Here is a 17,489-nt window from a genome sequence, read left to right on the forward strand (position 1 = left end):
CGCACCTGCGCGTCGTCGGACCGCACGTCGCGTGCGGCTTGTGAGCCGCACCGGCGAACACGCCAACTTCAGCATGCCCAGCGGATTCGACCCGAACGGCCGTGCTCGGGCCGTTCAACGAACCGGCGGACGATCCCGTCCAGGTCCGGTGGGCGACGAGGGAGCTGCTCCGCGACGGCGCCGACGTCATCAGGATCTGCGCGACCGGCAGCGTGAACACCCGGGCGTCCTCCTCCGCGGTGCGGTGGGCGAGGAGCAACCAGGGGTTGGCCGGCTGAACCTGGACCAGGTGACCTGTGTACGGCCTCTGTTCATCCCCTCGCCCTCCCGGGCCGAAGAGGAGTTAACGCTCGAGCAGAACATTGCTGCTGCCTACTCCCCAGGAGGTTCCCATGAGACGCCGGCGCCGCGCGGCAACCGTCGCGCTGACCCTGAGTGCCCTCACGCTTGCCCTGCCGAGCCAGCCGGCGGCGGGCTCCGGAAACGGCCGCTTCGCCTTCGCCGTGATCGGTGACATTCCCTACGGTGACGCCCAGATCGCCGATTTCCCGAGCATCATCAGCCAGATCAACGCCGACCCCGACGTACGGTTCGTCAACCACCTCGGCGACATCAAGGACGGTTCCACCGTCTGCAGCGACACCTACTTCCAGCAGATCAAGTCGGACTTCGACACATTCGAGGACCCGCTGGTCTACACGGTGGGCGACAACGAGTGGACCGACTGCCACCGGCCCAACAACGGCAGCCACAACCCGCTGGAGCGCCTGGCCGCCATCCGCGAGGTCTTCTTCCCCCGGCCGGGCTGGACACTGGGCCGCAACAGCGTCCGGGTGACCTCGCAGGCCGACCAGGGCTACCCCGAGGACGTCCGGTACAGCCGGGCGGACGTCGCCTTCGCTGCCCTCCACATCGTGGGCAGCAACAACAGCATGGCCCCGTGGACCGGCAACACCACGGCCACGCCGGAGCAGGCGGCCGAGGTACTGGGCCGTACGGCCGCTGTCGTGCAGGAGATCCGCGAGACCTTCGCGGCCGCCGAGCACAGCCGCAACAAGGCTGTCGTCCTGCTCACCCAGGCCGACATGTTCGACCCGACGGTCACCAGCCCGTCCTTCGCTGACTACTACGCCTTCCAGCCGATCGTCAAGGCCATCGCCGAGGAGTCTGCCAAGTTCCGTGGCCCGGTGTATCTCTTCAACGGCGACAGCCACGTCTACAACAGCGACAAGCCGCTGGACACCGGTTCCAAGTGGCTGTCCTTCTACGGCGTCAAGACCGTCGCGCCCAACCTCAACCGGGTCACCGTCGACGGCTCGACGAAAGTCGCCAACTGGCTGAAGGTCACGGTCGACCCCGGCCGCAAGCAGGCCCTGAGCTGGACCCGGGTGCCCTTCGCCCACGCGCGGTGAGTCGGCCACGGCGTCATCGGTGTGCAGGCGTCGCCCTTTCCGGCACCACGGCCACAGGCCGACTTGTGGAAACCGAGTAGCCGTGGGGAGTCGTCGCGACGCCGGGGAGACGACCGGTGGCCCAGCAACTCGCCACACCCGTGGAACGAGTTTTCTGCTTGATGTGTGGTCAGTCTGAGGCGAGTCGGCGCCCTGGCAGGGTCGGGGCGATCGGCTCCGAGGGTGAGCATGACGAGGGCGTCGACCGCGTCGGCGGTGCGGGTGCCGACCCGGCGCAGGCCCGCCGGCAGGTCGGCCCCGGCATCCCGGTCCGCCACGAACAGCGCCACGATCGCCCCGACCGTCCGCCACGCCACGCGCGTCAACTGCGCGACTGCCGGCTCGGGGCACTCGGCAGTCACCAGGCGACCTGCTGGTCGAAGGCCGGCGTGCGGCCTGCGCCGTGCCCGGGCACGGCAGCAACCACGCCGTGCTCACGGCAACGTACCTGCCGTGGCAGCGGTCATGACCGGCGGAGGGGCACTTGGCCCGACGGAGCCTCAGCCCGGAGGGGTGAGCAGCCGTCGGCGCACGGCCTCGACGACCGCCTCCGGCCGGTCCGAGAAGTAGAAGTGGCCGCCGGGGAAGGTCAGCAGCCGGAAGGGACCCGTGGTCCACTTCTCCCAGCCCTCGGCCTCCTCGGCGGTCAACTCCGTGTCGGCGGAGCCGACGAGCGCGGTCAGCGGGCAGGGCACCGGGCCATCGGGGTTCGCCGCGTAGGTCTCGATGAGCCGGTAGTCGCCGCGTACCGCGGGCAGCACCAGCTGCCGCACCTCGGCCATGGCGAGGACTTCCCGTGAGGTGCCGCCGAGCCGGATCAGCTCGGCGGACAGGGCGTCGTCTTCCAGGAGGTGCGCAGTGCCGCCGCGGTGGTGCTGTGGCGCCTCCCGCGCGGACACGAAGAGGTGCTCCGGCGGCCGGTGCCTGCGCTTGAGCAGCCACAGGACCAGTTCGTGCGCGACCGTGGCCCCCATGCTGTGCCCGAACGCCGCCCACGGCCGGTCCAGCAGGGGCGCCACGGCCTGGCCCAACCCCGCCACCAGTTCGGGGAGCGCCGTGGGCAGCGGCTCGTCCAGCCGGTTCTCGCGCCCCGGCGGGCAGACCAGCACCGGCTCGATCGCAGGCGGCAGCAAGTCTTTCCAGCGGCGGTAGAGCGCGGTCGAGCCACCGGCGTGCGGTAGGCACAGCAGTCGGACGGCCGGATCCGGATGAGGGCGGGGACGGCGCAGCCAGGGAGTGGCGAAGTGGGTCACGGTCACGGTCCCGTTCTCTCATGGGGCTCGTACGACTTGTACGGCTCGTCCGGTGTCGGGTTCGGCGGCTTCGGCAGGGCGGTCAGGAGTTGGGTGGTCATCGGGCGCACGGGCGCCGCTACGACGCTTTCGATGGGCCCGGACTCCCGGGATCCCCGCCCTGGGGGGTTGTCACCTTCTTCGCTATCGCCCGCAGGATGTCGTGGCGGATCATGCCGCTGCCCGCGCGCATGAAGCCCCAGTAGAGGACGAAGGCACGACGCGTGGCGGGGTCGGTGTTCAGGACGCGGGTCTCGGTGGACAGGAGGGTGCCGTCGCGGTCGGGGGTGAGGCGGAAGTTCATCACGACCTTGGACCAGCCGGGTTCGTCGAACCGCGCGAAGGCCAGGGGATCGCCGCGTTCTATGTCCGGGCGCGAGGGGCGCAGGGCGGCATAGCGGGCGATGTCGCCGAGGATCACTTCGTGCGGCGGGTCGACGGCCATCTCGCGGGGGGCCATGGAGTCCAGGACGCGCAGGTCCATTCCGTCATGGGCGCCGGCGTCCACGCCCTTCACCCATGCGGTGGGACCGCCGCGTACCCGCATCAGGCCCAGGGTCACTGCGAGGTCGCCCGCGCGCAGGTCCATGAGTTCGTGCCAGACCCGCTCGGGCGGGGCGGCGATCCAGCGGCTGTGGTGTTCATGCTTGTCGTAGGTCGGCAGGAGCCGTTCCAGCGTCCAGTGCATCGCTTGTCCTCGTGGTGTCCTGGCTCTGCAGGGCCAGCAGGTCGTGTTTGCGTTCCACGTACGACAGCGCCGACAGCAGTTCCGAGCTGCCGACGGAGTGGTCGCGTTCGCCGCCGGTGATGCCCCGGATGGGCATCGAGCCGACGGAGGCCCACCGCAGCCGCCCCGCCTCGTCGATGTAGCCGCGGGCGCGTCCGCGGTTGTCGGAGTGCAGGCAGTACGGCACGTCGAGATAGCCCTTGGCGAAGGCGCGCAGCAGGGCCTGGCCGACGTCCGGGTGGAGGTCGAGTACGGCTTCGATGAGCTGCCGGGCCTCGGCGGCGATGCCGGTGTCCGGGGGCCGGCCCGGGGGCGTGCCCGCGCCGTCGGCCGCCGCAGCGGCGACGGCCGCGTACTCCAGGGCCTCGACGTTCTCCTCGATGGTGGGGATGCGGTGCGCTTCGGCCGGGGTTTTGACGATGAGCCGGGTGGCGCCCGTGCGAACGGCGAGTCCGGCGGCCTCGCGCAGCAGCAGGAGGGCGCCGCCACGGGTGCGCGGGTACTTGCCCATGTACGTGTAGACCACGATGTGCCAGTCGGTGTCGTCCGGAAGGAAGGCGGTGGCCAGCGACCGCAGCGCGGCCACCGCCTCCTCGTCCTGCCGGGCGTCGGTCTGCTGGGCGTAGCTGAGCGAGACGCTGCGCAGCCCGTGCTGGTGGAAGAAGAGCGCCTCGAGCACGGTGATGGCGATGAGCAGGCCGGGCGGGCACATCTGGCCCATCATGCAGCCGCCGAAGCTCTCCAGATGCGGCTCGATGCCCCGGTCCCTGAGCTCGGCGAACCGGCGGCAGGAGCGTGCCCAGCTCGCGGTCGCCTCCCGCAGCGGGACCCGGCCGTAGGGCAGACAGTACGAGACGGGTCCTCCCTCGGTGGCGTCCAGGCCGGCCTCGACGAGGGCGGCGATGATGTCGTCGGGGACCGCGGAGCCGTGTCTGACCTGGACGGGCAGGTCGGGTCCCTGGATGCCGTCGAGGACGGCGCGGGTGGTGGCCGGGCCGTGTGTGACGAGGGGGTAGCCGTTGAGCGGGATGCCGTCGGCGAGCGCGCGCCCGGCCGAGGCGTAGTCCTTGACCCTGGTGTAGCTGTCGAGGGTGAGGGTGGCGACGGTGGCCGCGCGCGCCTGACGCACGGCCAGGAGTCCCGCGCGCATCTGCCGGGGGTCGCTGAAGCCCATGCGGGGCTGGACGAGCAGCCCCGCGGAGCGCCGGAGGGCGGCGAGCCCGGCGAAGGAGCCGGTGGCGCTCATGAGGCGGCGACCTGCCGGCGCGGCCTGGCGCGGTCCAGGGAGGCCAGGAACCGGCCCAGGGCCGCCGGTTCGGCGTCGTCCGCGAACACGGCGCTGAAGCCGGCGGAGATGAGCCGGTGCGCCGTGTCCTCCTGGGCTCCCCCGGTGATGCCCAGCTTTCCGCCGATCACCACCGGGGTGTGCCTCGTCTCCGGCCGGCTGCGCATCTTGCCGATCAGCCGGTGTCCGTCCACCTGCCCATGACCGTTGACCGTACTGATCACCACCAGGTCGGGACGGATCGCGGAGCATTCCTCGATCAGCAGTTCGTCCGGTACGCACGCGCCGAGATTGACGACGTGGTGGCCCATCTCCTCCAGCAGCAGCTGCAGGAAGACGAGGTTCCAGGTGTGGGAGTCCGAGGACACGCTGCTGAGCAGTACGGTGCGGCCGCTCGGGACGACGGCCGCGGTGACGGGATTCATGAGCATGGGATCTCTCCTGGCCTCAGCCGCAGCCGCCCGCGGAGTCGGAGTCGTAGGCGCCGACCCGGTCGAGCAGTGCGGCCGGCACCTGGTCCGAGGCGGGTTCGGTCACGGGCACGCCGGCCTTCCTCAGGGCGGGGATCAGCTCGTCGAGGAAGGCGTCGACCCGGTCCAGGCCCCAGAAGCGGTGACGTCCGACCTTGAAGTACGGGATGCCGAACACATCGTCGTCATAGGCGGCGACGAGGGCGTCCACGCCTTCGGCGCGCAGTTCGGCGTCGTCGACGGCGGCCACCATCTCGTCGCCGTCGAACCCGGCCGCTTCGGCGATGCGGTGCAGCACCTGGGGGTCGCAGATGTTCTCGCCGCGTTCCCAGCGGGCCTCGGTGACGGCCGTGTAGAAGTCGCGCTCGCGGCCGAGGTGACGCGCCTTCAACCAGGCCAGGTGCGGCACCTCCCACCACGGGTCGATGTCCACGGGCCAGGCCATCTTGTACCCGAAGCGGGTCGACAGCCGCTTGGTGTCCTGAAGGATGTACAGGTGCTTGGCCTTGCTCATCTGGGTGTAGTGGAAGCCGGAGTCGCGCTCCTCGAGCGCGGCGCGCGTGGTGTCGTCCGGGTCCCAGTACGGGTAGTACTCGATGACCTCGGGGGCCTGCGGGAAGCGTTCCTCGAGCCGTTTGAGGCCCATCCAGCTGAACGGGCTGCGCAGGTTGAAGTACAGGCGGGGCGGCCGCTTCATCGGGTGCCTCCCAGCAGCGCGGTGCGGGTGGTGTCGTCGAACTCGGCGAGTGAGCCGGCCTGTTCGCCGCGGCTGACGGCGTAGCCGTGCATGATGCTGCCGGTGGCGGTGTGCACCAGCCGTCCGTCCCGGTGGACGTAGGTGTCGAAGGCGGCGGTGTACATCACGTCCTTGATGATTTCCTGGACGGTGAACACGGTGTGCAGGGTCTCCTCCATGAAGGCGTCGGCGAGCATGTGCGCGCGGGCCCGGGACACCACGGGGATCCAGCCGCGCTCGTCGAGCATGGTGCGGATGGAGATGCCGCGGTCGTCCAGGAAGCGGTCCACGACCTCCTCCATGGCCCGGACGTAGCCGGAGTGCTGGAGCCGGTCGGAGAAGTGGCAGTAGAAGTACGGGATCCGCCAGGACCACAGGAACGCGTTGGAGCCGGGCGGGGTGAGGACGGCCTCCAGGTCGCCGTCGGCGACGGCCTGGGGCTCGTGGCCGGCGGCGTCCGCGAGCGCGGCCACCTCGGGGACGACGTACGGCTCCAGGTGGGCGGGGACGGGCCGGACGCCGGCCGGGGCGTCCTTGAGGGTGACCAGGGCGACCCGGATCTTGCCGGTGAGGACGGTGACGGTCTCCCCGTCCCGCCGCACGGTCAGCCTGACCTTGAACGGGGCGCCGTGGCCGGGCTTGGGCCTGCCCGGTTCCACGACGGCGGTCACCTCGTCGTCGATGCCGAGCGTGGCGGGCAGGCTCACCGAGTGGTCGACGATCTCCAGGCCGAGGCCGTAGGTGTGGTAGAGCGTCTCCGCGCCCACCCCGCGCTCGCGGAAGTACTGGAGGACCGCCTCCTCCGTCAGGTACATGAAGTGCTTGAAGCCGATCCAGGTGCGGATGTTGGCGCCTTCGTAGCGGGGCCGGCCCACCGGGGTGGTGAGGGTGCCGTCCAGCAGCTCGGTCATGGGTGGTTCCTTCGTGGTGAGAGGGGTGGTGATGGGTGTGTCCGTCGGGAAGGCGATGGCGTCGGTCAGGAAGGCGGTGATGTCCGCGCCGACGTCGGCGGCCTGCTCCGCGTGGCAGAAGTGCGTGTAGTGCGGGTGTCTGCGGACCGTCGCCGCGGGCATGGCGGCGGCCAGGGCCGCGGCGCGGTCCTCGGACAGGGACGTGTCGTTCTCGCCCGCCAGGACGAGGGTCGGCACGGTGACGGCGCCGAGGTCCAGCTCGGTGGTGCCGGTGAACTGGAGGAACAGGCTGAGGAATCCGACGGGGCCGATCCCCTCGACCGCGGTGTCGGCCATGGCGGCCAGCACATCGGGGTCCAGATGCCGGGCCCGCTCCCCCAGCCCGACCCTTACGCCGTCGGTGATGACCTGGCGGAAGCCCGCCAGCGCCGCCTCGTACAGGGGCCAGTCCACCGTGAGGGTCTCGGGGCGGAAGAAGGGGGCGAGGAGCACCGCGGCGCGCGGCTGGGACAGGTCGCCCGGGGTGGCCAGGTGTTCCAGGACGGCGTTGGCGCCGAAGGAGTGGCCGATCAGGACGTCGACGGGCTCGGGGACCAGGGCGAGTGCCTCGCGCAGCCAGTGCGCGGGGGTGCCGTGGTGCCGCCAGCGGTAGTGGTTGCCGGCGCGCCAGGGCAGGTCGAGCGCGTAGGCGCGGCAGCGGCCGGCGAGCTGTCCGGCCAGTGGCCGCCATCCGGTCCAGTGGCCCTCGAGCCCGTGGACCAGGGCCACCACGGGCGCGGCCGGGCGCGGTGCCGGGGAGGTCGTCCCCAGCACCGCCAGCCGTTCGCGCGCTGTGCGGGTTTCGGCCACCGGCGTCCACCCGTCCGGAGGGGTCGCCGGGCGGGCCCCGTTCGGTTTCGCCATGTCAGCGGGCTCCCGCGAGGACGGGGCTGTCTGCCGGGTCCAGACGTACCGAGGCGTAGCCGTCCTCGCCGTCACCGCAGGTGATCAGTGCTCCGCCCGGCTCGGGCCGCTGTCCGGCGGACAGCCAGGCGGCGGCCACGGCGAGCTGAACCACGCCGAGTGCTCCGTAGACCTCGCCCAGATACGCGGTGAGGTCGATGCCGCCGGTGTCCGCGGCGCCGGGGGCAGTCAGCCGGAGGGGGGTGGGCGCCGCGGGATCCTCGGCGATGTCGTCCGGCCGCGTGTGGCGGCGTACGTCCCCGAGGCGCGGTCCCTCCCCGCCGGAATCCAGCACGACGCACGCGGCGGCCGGCCGGAGCGGGGCGGCGGTCGCCGGCGCGCCGGGTGTGTCCGGGCCGAGGGCGGCCAGGCCGCGGGCCGTGTCGTCACCGGGTTCGACGCCGACCACAACGACCCGCCGGGCGCGCTCGCCGCGCAGCAGCAGGGCGCCCAGCCGGACGGCGTCCAGGCCGGAGGTGGCGCCGGAACACACCATCAGATTCGGTCCGGTGAGGCCGTAGCGGATCGCGATCGTGCTGGCGATCACGTTGCTGGAGGCGTTGGGGCCGTTCAGCGGGCTGACGTCGTGTGCGGAGCCTGCGCGCATCCCGGCCACGATGTCGCGGACGGTCTGCACGTTGCCGAAGTTGGAGCTGACGACGACCGCGGTGTGTTCCGCTCTGGGGAGCGGCTCGGTGAGTCTGCCCGGGGGCAGACCGAGGGCGCGGTGGACCGCGCACAGCGCCAGCCGGGTCGAGTCCTCCTTGAACAGCAGTCCCTTGCGGCCGAGTACGGTGTGCGCCTGGTCCGGGCCGCAGGCGGGTTCCGGGGCCACGGAGGAGAACAGGTCCCGTGCCGCCGCGGTGGCGGCTGTGTCGGCCGGTGCGCCGGCCGGGTCGGGCACATGGAGGGCGTGCGCGGTGACGGTCACGCCGCCTTGGTCTGTGGTCATCGGTCCACCCTGATCACGCTGACGGCGTTGACTCCGCCGAATCCGAAGGCATTGACCTGGGCCACCCGCGTTTCGCAGGGGGCGGGTTCACCGGTCACCAGCCGCAGCCCGGCGGCCGCCTCGATCGGCTCGGTCAGTCCCACCGTCGCGGGCACCGAGCCGGAGCGCATCGCCCGGGCGGCGACGAGCAGGCTCATCAGTGCCGCACTGCCGGAGGTGTGCCCGATGGCGCCCTTGATGCCCGTCACCAGCGGCCCCGGCGCGACGCCGGCGAACACCGTGTCCAGTGCGGCGGCCTCGGTCGGGTCGTTGAGTGCGGTGCTGGTGCCGTGGGCGAGGATCAGGCCGATGTCCTGCGGGGTGACACCGGCGCGGCGGTGCGCGTCGCGCATGGCGGCGACGATGCCGCCGACGTCCGGGGCGGTCTCGTGGTGGGCGTCGCAGGACAGCCCGGTGCCCAGGACGGTGGCGAGCGCACCGGGCCCCGCCTCGGCGGCGCGCCGCAGCACGACCGCCACGGCACCTTCGCCCAGCAGGACACCGGCGCGCCCCTCCTGGAAGGGCTGGAGCGCGGGCGTGGGGGCGTCCGCCACGCGGCCGATCATGGTGAGCATGGATTCGCTCATCGCGTCGCAGCCCGCCGCCACGACCGCGTCGGCCTCGCCGGCCGCGAGCAGGTCCTGGGCGAGCGCGAGGGCGTGTCCGGACGCGGAGCAGGCGTTGGACACCGTGATCACCTCGGTGGCCCCGGGCAGCACCTCGCGCACCGCGGTGGTGAAGTGCAGGTCCCTGCGGCGCACCGGGACGCTGTCCAGGGCCCAGCGCTCCACGGCCCGCAGCTCGCGCAGCCCGGTGCCGATGATGACGGAGACCCGCTCGCGGGCCGGGTCCACCCCGGCCTGGCGGACGGCGCCGAGCACGCAGCGGGCGAGCCAGCGCCCGGCCCGCAGCGGAAGTTCGTCCCCGTCGTCCACCCCGTCGTCCACGTGGTAGCCGCGGGTGACGTTGATGCGGTCGGTGTCGTAGAACCGCAGCGTCCGGCTGCCGTCGACGCCCTTGGCCAGGGCGGCGTGGGTGGCGTCGGTGCCGCCGTGGCAGGTGAGCAGGTCAGCTCCGGTGATCGCCACGTGCACGGTGCCACCCCCTCAGTACGGCCGCGCCGACACCGCCGTCGGAGGAGACGGAGGTCACCACGGACACCGCGCCGTCCAGCTCCGGGTGGCCGCGGTGACCGGCCAGCACGGCGGCGATCTGGAGCGAGCCGGAGGCACTGTGGCATTCGCCGACCCACTGCTTGGCCCGCACCCGCCACACCTCGGTGCCCAACGCGGCCTCGGTGCCGCGGCGCTCGATGTCGTCCAGGCGGGCGATCCCGCTCTCCCCGGTGGCGACCGCCCGCACCTGGGACGGCTCCACCCCGGCGCGGGCCAGCGCGCGGCGGATCACGTCGGCGAGCCCGGCGCCGGCGTCGGGTTCCCGGCCGGGCGCTCCAAAGGTGCCGACCTCGACGGCCAGGACCTCGGCGTCGGGCCGACGTCCCTGGGCCCGGACCGTCGCCGCGTCCTCGACGACGAAGACGGCGGAGCCCTCTCCGAGCTTGGCTCGGCCCTCCTCGGCGGAGTGCCGGCGGTGGGTGAACCAGGCGGTGTGCGGGCTGAACTCCTCGACGGAGCCGACGAGCAGGGCGTCGGCGTAGCCGCGCCGGATCTGGTTGCGGGCGTAGCGCAGGGCACTCAGCCCGGCGAGCTGTCCGCCGGCGACGGTGGCGTTGACGCCCTTGAGCTTGTGCCAGATCGCGGACTGTCCGGCGGCGCAGTTCATCACGGTGTTGGGGAACAGCACCGGGTTGACCAGGTAGGGCCGGTCGTTCTCCAGGGTCTCGCGGCTGTAGTCACTGGTGGCCTTGATGCTGCCGGCGGTGGTGCCCAGGACGATGCCGACGCGGTCGCGGTTGTCGTCCGTGACGGTCAGGTCGGTGTCGCCGAGCGCGAGGGTGCAGCCCAGCAGCCCGAGTGCGGTGCTGCGGTCGAAGAAGCTGGTGCCCTTGCGGCCGAGGTGGTCGCGGACCTTGAAGTCGGGCATCGCGAACGCCTGGTCCTCGGGCAGTTCCTCGTCGAACATGCCGGTGACGTCGCGCAGTCCGCTGCGGTCTTCGCGGAGGGCGGCGGTGAACTCGTCGGCGCCGATGGCCAGGGAGGAGACGACGCCCCAGCCGGTGATGGCCAGGGTGGTGTCGCGGGCGTTACGGGGGCCGGAGCCGGTGGTGTTGTCCGGGGTGAGGGCAGCGGTGGCGTTCATGCGACCTGTCCGAGGATGGTGATGGCGTTGTTGCCGCCGAAGGCGAAGCCGTTGTTCTGCACGACCTTGAGGCGTGCCGGGCGGCTTTCGTTCGGCACGGGGTCGATGGCGGGCAGTGCGGGGTCGGGGGTGCGGTAGTTGGTGGTCGGGGGCAGGAAGCCCTCGTCGATGGCGAGCGCGGAGGCGATCGCGCCGAATCCGCTGGCGGCGCCCATGGTGTGGCCGAGCATGGACTTGATGGAGCTGATCGGCGGGGGCCGGTCGCCGAAGACCTCGACGACGGCCTGGGCCTCCATGACGTCGTTCGCCGGGGTGCCGGTGCCATGGGCGCAGATGTAGTCGACGTCGGCGGGGGTGATGCCGGCGTTGCGGTGGGCCCGGCGCATGCACGCGGCGATGCTGACCGGGTCGGGGGCGACCATGTGGTTGGCGTCGCAGTTGAGGCCGTAGCCGAGTACCTCGGCGTAGATGTGCGCGCCGCGTTCGGTGGCCGAGTCCAGGGTCTCCAGGAAGAGGGCGGCCCCGCCCTCGCCGGTGAGGATGCCGGAGCGGTCCTTGTCGAAGGGTGAGCAGACCTTCTCGGTGAGCGCGCCGAGCCGGTAGAAACCGGCGTGGGCCCAGCGGCACACCGAGTCCGCGCCTCCAGCGATCATGTAGTCGGCGTCGCCGGTGACGATCTGGTCGTAGGCGTAGCCCAGCGCGTAGTTGCTGGCCGAGCAGGCCGTGGACAGGGTCACGGCCTCTCCGGTGAGGCCGAGCTCCTGGTTGACGGCGGTGGCCAGCCGGGCGGCGGGGACCTGGGCGGCGTAGGCGGGGCTGATGCCGGACAGTCCGCCGTCCACCCACTCGGCGGTCAGTGCCTCGATGACCTGGGACTCACCGCTGGTGGTGCCGATGCTGGAGCCGGCGGCGGCGCCGGCCAGCGTCTCCTCGTCGAGACCGGCGTCCTCGACGGCCAGTCGTGCGGCCGCGGCCGCGAACTGGCTGGTGCGGCCCCATTCGGAGGGCGAGAGGGTGCGCAGCAGCGCGTGGGGTTCGAAGTCCGGTACCTCACCGGCCATGTAGTGCGGGAAGCCGCTGGAATCGAAGCTGGATATGGGGGAGATGCCGCTGGCGCCGTCGCGCAGCCCCTGGCCGAACGCCTTGACGCCGATGCCGATGCTGGAGACGGGGCCGAGCCCGGTGATGACGACTCGTCGGTTCATGGTGATCAGTCCTGCCAGCCGGCCTGCTCGGCCACGACGTCGTAGACGGCCTTGAGGTTGCCCATCTCGGGCAGTGCGGACTGCGGGATGTCGATCTTGTACTTCTTCTCGATCCTGGCGAGGATCTCGATGGCCCGCAGCGAGTCCGCCTCGTACTCGTCCACGAACGAACCGGTCTCTGTGATCTCCTCCGGCTCGACCTCGAGCACCTCGGCGACGATCTCGCGCAGCTCGTCCAGGTGCTGGTCACGGGCTTCGGACATGGGTGTTCTCCTGAGTGTGGCTGGGGGCGGGAGCCGGTGATGACCGGCCTTTGAGGTGGGGGTGCGGCGGATCAGGTGGCTTCGGCGGCGGTGAGCCCGTCGCGTACGACGGCGAGGACCGAGCCGAGGGTGGCGATGCGACGGTCGCCCACCCAGATCTCCCCGCGCATGAAGGCGTTGTCGCCGATGACGCGGTCGATCTCGACGACGTGGCGCAGCACGTCGCCCGGGTAGGCGCTGCCGGTGATCGTCACCTCGCGGGCGGAGCCGAAGATGAGGGTGCCCTCACGCTGTTCGCCCTGCGCGGCGGCGGAGTACAGCCACAGCACGGCACCGCTCTGCCCGAACGACTCGACGAGCAGGGAGGCCGGGTAGGCGTAGGCGGAGGCGGGAAGGTCCTCGTCCAGTCCCGCGTAGCAGGGTTCGCTGCCGGTCACGGTCTTGGTGGCGACGACGCGCGCCCCGGGCTCGATCTCCAGGACGCGGTCCACGAGCAGGACGGGGTGACGGTGCGGCAGGATGCGCCGGATGTCGGCGTGTTCAAGCGTGGTCATCGTCGTCCGTCCGGTCGATGCGCAGTTCCAGGGTCATCCGGGCGGACAGGGCGCCGTCCGCGCGGTGGCAGCGGACCTTGGCCCGGACCGCCGCGGGTGTGCCGCCCTGTTCGGTCAGGTCGCAGCCGATGCGCAGGGTGTCCCCCGGCAGGAGCGGGGCCGCGAAGCTGATCGAGGTGATGGCGGTCAGTTCGGCGACCGTGCCCGGGCCGTGCCGCCGCGTGGCCCAGTGGCGGATGGCCTGGTGGACGGATTCGAGGGTGAACACGCCCGGGTAGATGGTGAAGTCCGGGTAGTGGCCGGCCAGGTAGGGATCGTCGGCGACGATCCGCTTGACCGCCTCCACCCGCCCGCCCGCCGGGGTGTCCGCGAGGTCCGTGATGTCGACGGTGTCGACCGCGGTCAGCGGGGCGGCGAAGGGGCGGCTCACAGGACGATGCCTCCGTCGACCTGGAGGATCTGCCCGGTGATGTAGCCGGCCCGGTCGGAGACCAGGAACGACACCAGGTCGGCCACGTCCTCGGTGGTGCCGAAGCGGCCCAGCGGTACGAGGTCCAGCGCCTGGGCGCGCATCTTGTCGGTGAGGCCCGCGGTCATGTCGGTCTCGATGAAGCCGGGGGCGACGACGTTGACCCGTATGCCGTACGGGGCGAGTTCCTTGGCGAGGGACTTGCTCATGCCGTTGATCCCCGCCTTGGCGGCGGAGTAGTTGGTCTGCGCCCTGTTGCCGTAGATGCCGGCCACCGAGGACATGTTGACGATGACGCCCTGCTTGCGCTTCATGAAGCCGAACGCCATCGACCGGCAGAAGTTGAAGACGCCGGTCAGGCTGGCGTCGATGACGGCCCCCCAGTCCTCCACCGGCATGAGCACGAGCGGGTTGTCGCGGACGATGCCGGCCGAGTTGACCAGGGTGTCCAGCGGGCCGAGCTCGGCCTCGGCCTCCTTGATGAAGGACTGGGCGGCCTCGAAGTCCGCGACGTCACAGGGGGCGTGGAAGCAGCGCACACCCAACGCGCGGATCTTCTCGGCGGTCTCCTCGGCCCGGTCCTTCTCGCTGCGGTAGCAGAACGCGATGTCCATGCCGTCCTGGGCGAGGCGGAGGGCGACGCTCGCGCCGATACCGCGCGATCCACCCGTGACAAGGGCACGGCGTTGCGTGGACATGGGAAATCACCTCGTGTGCTTCGGGTGTGGACGTGGGTCAGTGGTGGTGCGGGGACGGCCGGGGGTTCACCGGCGGCGGGGGTTCACCATCGGGTGGTCTCGCCGAAGAACCCCTCGACGGCGGTGGTTTCCTCGCCCTCGAGGGCCGCGCGGTACACGAACGCGCCGACGGCGAGGTCGAGGACACCGAGGCCGAAGGGCGAGAAGATGACGGGCCGGTCGCGCATCACCCGGCGCCGGCCGCGGATCATGTCCGCGAGGGTGCCGTTGATGAAGTCGCGGTGGCCGAACTTCTGCTCGGCCAGATGGGGCGAGGTGTTCGCGGTGAGGCAGTGGCCGATGTCGTCCAGGATGTTGTACGAGCCCGCGATGATCTCGGGGCCGATGTCCCTCAGCGAGATGTTGAGGACGAGCTGGCCGGGTGCGAAGGTGCCCGGCCGGGTGAGATGGGGCTCCGCGGCGGTGGTGGCGAGCACTACCAGATCGGCTTCCGCGATCGCCTTTTCCCGGTCGGAGGCGGTACGTGCCTTGCGGCCGAGGGTGCCGGACACGTACGCGGTGAGCGACTCGGCGTAGCGCGGATCCTGGTCGTGCACCAGCACCTCGTCGATCTGCCAGTCGCGGTCGACGAAGAACTCCAGGATGTTACGGGCGATGATACCCGCGCCGATCACCAGGAGCCGCCGGGTGCTGCGGGCGACGCTGAACGTCTCGGCGGCGAGCACGGCGGAGGCCGCGGTGCGGGCGGCGCTGATCTGAGCGGCCTCGAGACAGGCGAACGGGTAGCCGGTCTCGTAGTCGTTGAGCAGCAGGACGGCCGAGGCGCGCGGCACCGAGCGCTGGATGTTGGCGGGGAAGCTGGCTATCCACTTGATGCCGGCGACCGAGTGCCGGCCGCCCAGATAGGCGGGCAGGGCGATGATGCGGCTGTCGGGCTTGTCGGGGAAGCGCAGGAAATAGCTGTTGGGGTTGACCGAGTCACCCAGGTCATGGGTGAGGTAGGTGTCCCGCACCTCGTCGACGATCCTCGACCGGGACCGGCCGATGACGCGGCGGGCGGTTTCGCCGCTGACGACGTGGAAGTCGAACATGTCAGCCTTTCAGGAGCAGTGAGCCGTCGGCGTCCGGGTGGTCGTCCGTCCCCGGCGGGGTCAGGGCGTGGTGCCCGAACCGTTCCTCGACCCATGCGTCGTTGTAGATGGTGTTGAGATAGCGGTCCCCGGTGTCGGGGGCGATGGCCACCACGGTGGAGCCGGGCGGCAGTCCCGGGCCCTTGCGCGCCACGGCCGCGAGGACGGAGCCGGTGGAGCCGCCCACGGCGATGCCTCGGCTCCTGGCGATCATGCGGCACATGCGGATCGCCTCCGCCTCGGGGACGATGACGACGTCGTCGACGAGGTCGGGGTCGCACAGTTCCGGCCTGCGGCTGGTGCCCAGGCCGGGCAGATGCCGTTTCCCGGGAGGGAAGCCGAAGGTGACGGATCCGGCGGTGTCCACCGCGACGATCCGGGTGTGCGGGGAGCGCTCGCGGAAGAAGGCCGCGCAGCCCATCAGGGTGCCGGTGGTGCCGGCGCCGATGAACAGATGGTCGACCTCTGGAACGTCGGCGAGGATGGCCGCGGCGGTACGGTGGCGGTGGATCCGCGGGTTGGCCTGGTTCGCGTATTGGTTCGGCCAGAACAGGGAGGGGTCCTCCTGGAGCCGGTCCTGGATGTAGTCGATCCTCGACTGCAGGAATCCGCCGTTGGCGTCCTTGGTGTCGACGACCACCACCTGCGCGCCGAAGGCCCGGATCAGGGCGGCGTTCTGCGGCGAGGTGTTCGGGTCGGTCACACAGGTGAAGCGGTATCCCCTGGCGGCGCACACGGAGCTCAGCGCCACCCCCAGGTTGCCCGAGGACGATTCGATGATGTGGCCGCCGGGCCGGAGCAGGTTCCACTGCTCGGCGTCCTCGATGAGGCCGATGGCGGTCTTCAGTTTGATCGAGCCGGCCGGGTTGAAACCCTCGATCTTGAGCAGTAGCCGGATGTCGGGGACGAGTCCGTCGAGCCGCAGGAAGACTCGGTCGAGGACCAGGTCCTGCGCGGTGTCGTACATCAATGTCCTACGCGCCTTTCTGGGCGCCGCGGATGGTTCATCACATAGGTCCGGGTGGCGAGGAAGAGCAGGATTCCCCACACCAGGAACGACATGTCCCAGACGAACAGGCGCCACAGCAGCGGCTTCCACTCGACGGGGTCGGACGGGGTGAGCACGCCGAACGCCACCAGGAGCAGGCTGCCGACCTGCAGGGCCCCGTAGGCGGTCAGCAGTGCCGCGCCGCCCCAGCCCGCGGTGAGCATCAGCGGGCGGGGGACGACGCGGCCCCACGGCCGGACGAGCGACAGCGAGAAGAGACCGCCCGCGATCTTGAGTGCGCCGGTGATCCAGACGACGGCGATGAATCCGGGGTCCCGTCGTGCGGCCATCCGCTGGATCACGCCGCCGAGGGTGTCGAGGGCGAAGGTGCCTCCGGCCGCCCAGTGGAAACTGAACAGGCCGAAGACGAAGGCCAGTACCGCGGCCGTGTGTCCGGCCCAGGCCCCCTGCCGTCCGCCGGCTTCCCGAGCTGTTGGAACATTCATGTCCGTCGTCTGTTCTCTTCCCTCGTGACGTCGTCGCCGTGGTGGAAAGGGTCAGTCCTGCCAGCCGGCCTGCTCGGCCACGACGTCGTAGACGGCCTTGAGGTTGCCCATCTCGGGCAGTGCGGACTGCGGGATGTCGATCTTGTACTTCTTCTCGATCCTGGCGAGGATCTCGATGGCCCGCAGCGAGTCCGCCTCGTACTCGTCCACGAACGAACCGGTCTCGGTGATCTCCTCCGGCTCGACCTCGAGCACCTCGGCGACGATCTCGCGCAGCTCGTCCAGGTGCTGGTCACGGGCTTCGGACACAGTGGGCTCCTTCAGGTGTCTCTGGTGTGTTCTCTTCGGTGGAAACGCGGTGTGGGGGGTGGGTCTGCGGGCCGTCAGGAAGCGGCCTGGTCCATGGCCTCGACAAGGCTCTTGGGGCGCATGTCGGTCCAGTTCTCGTTGATGAAGTCCAGGCACGCCTGGCGGCCGTCGGGGCCGTGGGCGGTGCTCCAGCCGGCCGGCACCTCGGCGAAGACCGGCCACAGGGAGTGCTGGCCCTCGTCGTTGACCAGCACCAGGTAGGTGGCGTCCGCGTCGTCGAACGGGTTGCTCATCTCGTTGTGT

At 71.1% G+C, this 17,489-nt stretch carries 21 protein-coding genes; 2 read left to right on the top strand and 19 right to left on the bottom strand.

The window, feature by feature from the left end:
- Nucleotides 1–101: 101 nt before the first annotated feature.
- Entirely contained in the window at nt 102–278 is a 177-nt protein-coding gene (locus ACX25U_RS00170; protein WP_454387864.1) for a hypothetical protein, read from the top strand.
- Nucleotides 279–392: 114 nt separating this feature from the next.
- Complete coding sequence (locus ACX25U_RS00175; protein WP_454387866.1) at nt 393–1,412, top strand: metallophosphoesterase; 1,020 nt, start codon at nt 393–395, stop codon at nt 1,410–1,412.
- Nucleotides 1,413–1,951: 539 nt separating this feature from the next.
- Here the strand turns inward: ACX25U_RS00175 and ACX25U_RS00180 are convergent.
- The 19 genes from ACX25U_RS00180 to ACX25U_RS00270 all read right to left on the bottom strand — a co-directional run bounded on the left by ACX25U_RS00180 (nt 1,952) and on the right by ACX25U_RS00270 (nt 17,479).
- Complete coding sequence (locus ACX25U_RS00180) at nt 1,952–2,710, bottom strand: thioesterase II family protein (protein WP_454387868.1); 759 nt, start codon at nt 2,708–2,710, stop codon at nt 1,952–1,954.
- Nucleotides 2,711–2,822: 112 nt separating this feature from the next.
- Nucleotides 2,823–3,431, bottom strand: coding sequence for a hypothetical protein (locus tag ACX25U_RS00185; RefSeq protein ID WP_454387869.1), 609 nt, complete (start codon nt 3,429–3,431; stop codon nt 2,823–2,825).
- Nucleotides 3,385–4,716 (bottom strand): methylaspartate mutase, encoded by a 1,332-nt coding sequence (locus ACX25U_RS00190; RefSeq protein WP_454387871.1) that lies wholly within the window; start codon nt 4,714–4,716, stop codon nt 3,385–3,387. The genes ACX25U_RS00185 and ACX25U_RS00190 overlap by 47 nt, the downstream gene beginning before the upstream one ends.
- Entirely contained in the window at nt 4,713–5,186 is a 474-nt protein-coding gene (locus ACX25U_RS00195; RefSeq protein WP_454387873.1) for a cobalamin B12-binding domain-containing protein, read from the bottom strand. Before ACX25U_RS00195 ends, ACX25U_RS00190 begins: the two co-directional genes overlap by 4 nt.
- Before the next feature lie 16 nt (nt 5,187–5,202).
- Complete coding sequence (locus ACX25U_RS00200; protein ID WP_454387875.1) at nt 5,203–5,922, bottom strand: 2-hydroxychromene-2-carboxylate isomerase; 720 nt, start codon at nt 5,920–5,922, stop codon at nt 5,203–5,205.
- Nucleotides 5,919–7,775, bottom strand: coding sequence for an alpha/beta fold hydrolase (locus ACX25U_RS00205; protein ID WP_454387877.1), 1,857 nt, complete (start codon nt 7,773–7,775; stop codon nt 5,919–5,921). The genes ACX25U_RS00200 and ACX25U_RS00205 overlap by 4 nt, the downstream gene beginning before the upstream one ends.
- Nucleotide 7,776: 1 nt before the next feature.
- Nucleotides 7,777–8,766 carry a beta-ketoacyl synthase N-terminal-like domain-containing protein gene (locus ACX25U_RS00210; protein ID WP_454387878.1) on the bottom strand — a complete coding sequence of 330 codons (990 nt, stop codon included), beginning with the start codon at nt 8,764–8,766 and terminating at the stop codon, nt 7,777–7,779.
- Nucleotides 8,763–9,899, bottom strand: coding sequence for a beta-ketoacyl synthase N-terminal-like domain-containing protein (locus ACX25U_RS00215; RefSeq protein ID WP_458633798.1), 1,137 nt, complete (start codon nt 9,897–9,899; stop codon nt 8,763–8,765). The genes ACX25U_RS00210 and ACX25U_RS00215 overlap by 4 nt, the downstream gene beginning before the upstream one ends.
- Nucleotides 9,874–11,064 (bottom strand): beta-ketoacyl synthase N-terminal-like domain-containing protein, encoded by a 1,191-nt coding sequence (locus ACX25U_RS00220; protein WP_454387881.1) that lies wholly within the window; start codon nt 11,062–11,064, stop codon nt 9,874–9,876. Before ACX25U_RS00220 ends, ACX25U_RS00215 begins: the two co-directional genes overlap by 26 nt.
- On the bottom strand, nt 11,061–12,269 hold the full coding sequence (locus tag ACX25U_RS00225; RefSeq protein WP_454387883.1) for a beta-ketoacyl-[acyl-carrier-protein] synthase family protein: 1,209 nt from the start codon (nt 12,267–12,269) through the stop codon (nt 11,061–11,063). Before ACX25U_RS00225 ends, ACX25U_RS00220 begins: the two co-directional genes overlap by 4 nt.
- Before the next feature lie 5 nt (nt 12,270–12,274).
- Nucleotides 12,275–12,532, bottom strand: coding sequence for an acyl carrier protein (locus ACX25U_RS00230; protein ID WP_384208476.1), 258 nt, complete (start codon nt 12,530–12,532; stop codon nt 12,275–12,277).
- Between the two features lie 71 nt (nt 12,533–12,603).
- Nucleotides 12,604–13,086, bottom strand: coding sequence for a 3-hydroxyacyl-ACP dehydratase FabZ family protein (locus ACX25U_RS00235; protein ID WP_454387885.1), 483 nt, complete (start codon nt 13,084–13,086; stop codon nt 12,604–12,606).
- Entirely contained in the window at nt 13,073–13,516 is a 444-nt protein-coding gene (locus tag ACX25U_RS00240) for a 3-hydroxyacyl-ACP dehydratase FabZ family protein (RefSeq protein ID WP_454387887.1), read from the bottom strand. The genes ACX25U_RS00235 and ACX25U_RS00240 overlap by 14 nt, the downstream gene beginning before the upstream one ends.
- A complete protein-coding gene (fabG, locus tag ACX25U_RS00245; protein ID WP_454387888.1) occupies nt 13,513–14,253 on the bottom strand; it encodes a 3-oxoacyl-[acyl-carrier-protein] reductase in 741 nt (246 codons plus the stop codon). Before fabG ends, ACX25U_RS00240 begins: the two co-directional genes overlap by 4 nt.
- Nucleotides 14,254–14,336: 83 nt before the next feature.
- The gene (gene sbnB, locus ACX25U_RS00250) at nt 14,337–15,344 is read right to left on the bottom strand and encodes a 2,3-diaminopropionate biosynthesis protein SbnB (RefSeq protein WP_454387890.1); all 1,008 of its coding nucleotides are present in this window, start codon (nt 15,342–15,344) and stop codon (nt 14,337–14,339) included.
- 1 nt (nt 15,345) lies between these two features.
- A complete protein-coding gene (gene sbnA / locus ACX25U_RS00255) occupies nt 15,346–16,350 on the bottom strand; it encodes a 2,3-diaminopropionate biosynthesis protein SbnA (RefSeq protein WP_454387892.1) in 1,005 nt (334 codons plus the stop codon).
- Entirely contained in the window at nt 16,350–16,877 is a 528-nt protein-coding gene (locus tag ACX25U_RS00260; protein WP_454387893.1) for a DUF3995 domain-containing protein, read from the bottom strand. The genes sbnA and ACX25U_RS00260 overlap by 1 nt, the downstream gene beginning before the upstream one ends.
- Before the next feature lie 51 nt (nt 16,878–16,928).
- Complete coding sequence (locus ACX25U_RS00265) at nt 16,929–17,186, bottom strand: acyl carrier protein (protein WP_384208476.1); 258 nt, start codon at nt 17,184–17,186, stop codon at nt 16,929–16,931.
- Between the two features lie 74 nt (nt 17,187–17,260).
- Nucleotides 17,261–17,479 (bottom strand): MbtH family protein, encoded by a 219-nt coding sequence (locus tag ACX25U_RS00270; RefSeq protein ID WP_454387895.1) that lies wholly within the window; start codon nt 17,477–17,479, stop codon nt 17,261–17,263.
- Nucleotides 17,480–17,489 lie beyond the last annotated feature (10 nt).

Source organism: Streptomyces sp. JNUCC 63 (assembly GCF_054366325.1).

Excerpts from the sequence above, each read along its gene's own strand:
- ACX25U_RS00175 (WP_454387866.1), top strand. The coding sequence starts at position 393 with ATGAGACGCCGGCGCCGCGCGGCAACCGTCGCGCTGACCCTGAGTGCC.
- ACX25U_RS00185 (WP_454387869.1), bottom strand. The coding sequence starts at position 3,431 with ATGCACTGGACGCTGGAACGGCTCCTGCCGACCTACGACAAGCATGAA.
- ACX25U_RS00190 (WP_454387871.1), bottom strand. The coding sequence starts at position 4,716 with ATGAGCGCCACCGGCTCCTTCGCCGGGCTCGCCGCCCTCCGGCGCTCC.
- ACX25U_RS00195 (WP_454387873.1), bottom strand. The coding sequence starts at position 5,186 with ATGCTCATGAATCCCGTCACCGCGGCCGTCGTCCCGAGCGGCCGCACC.
- ACX25U_RS00200 (WP_454387875.1), bottom strand. The coding sequence starts at position 5,922 with ATGAAGCGGCCGCCCCGCCTGTACTTCAACCTGCGCAGCCCGTTCAGC.
- ACX25U_RS00205 (WP_454387877.1), bottom strand. The coding sequence starts at position 7,775 with ATGGCGAAACCGAACGGGGCCCGCCCGGCGACCCCTCCGGACGGGTGG.
- ACX25U_RS00210 (WP_454387878.1), bottom strand. The coding sequence starts at position 8,766 with ATGACCACAGACCAAGGCGGCGTGACCGTCACCGCGCACGCCCTCCAT.
- ACX25U_RS00220 (WP_454387881.1), bottom strand. The coding sequence starts at position 11,064 with ATGAACGCCACCGCTGCCCTCACCCCGGACAACACCACCGGCTCCGGC.
- ACX25U_RS00225 (WP_454387883.1), bottom strand. The coding sequence starts at position 12,269 with ATGAACCGACGAGTCGTCATCACCGGGCTCGGCCCCGTCTCCAGCATC.
- ACX25U_RS00230 (WP_384208476.1), bottom strand. The coding sequence starts at position 12,532 with ATGTCCGAAGCCCGTGACCAGCACCTGGACGAGCTGCGCGAGATCGTC.
- ACX25U_RS00235 (WP_454387885.1), bottom strand. The coding sequence starts at position 13,086 with ATGACCACGCTTGAACACGCCGACATCCGGCGCATCCTGCCGCACCGT.
- fabG (WP_454387888.1), bottom strand. The coding sequence starts at position 14,253 with ATGTCCACGCAACGCCGTGCCCTTGTCACGGGTGGATCGCGCGGTATC.
- sbnB (WP_454387890.1), bottom strand. The coding sequence starts at position 15,344 with ATGTTCGACTTCCACGTCGTCAGCGGCGAAACCGCCCGCCGCGTCATC.
- sbnA (WP_454387892.1), bottom strand. The coding sequence starts at position 16,350 with ATGTACGACACCGCGCAGGACCTGGTCCTCGACCGAGTCTTCCTGCGG.
- ACX25U_RS00260 (WP_454387893.1), bottom strand. The coding sequence starts at position 16,877 with ATGAATGTTCCAACAGCTCGGGAAGCCGGCGGACGGCAGGGGGCCTGG.
- ACX25U_RS00270 (WP_454387895.1), bottom strand. The coding sequence starts at position 17,479 with ATGAGCAACCCGTTCGACGACGCGGACGCCACCTACCTGGTGCTGGTC.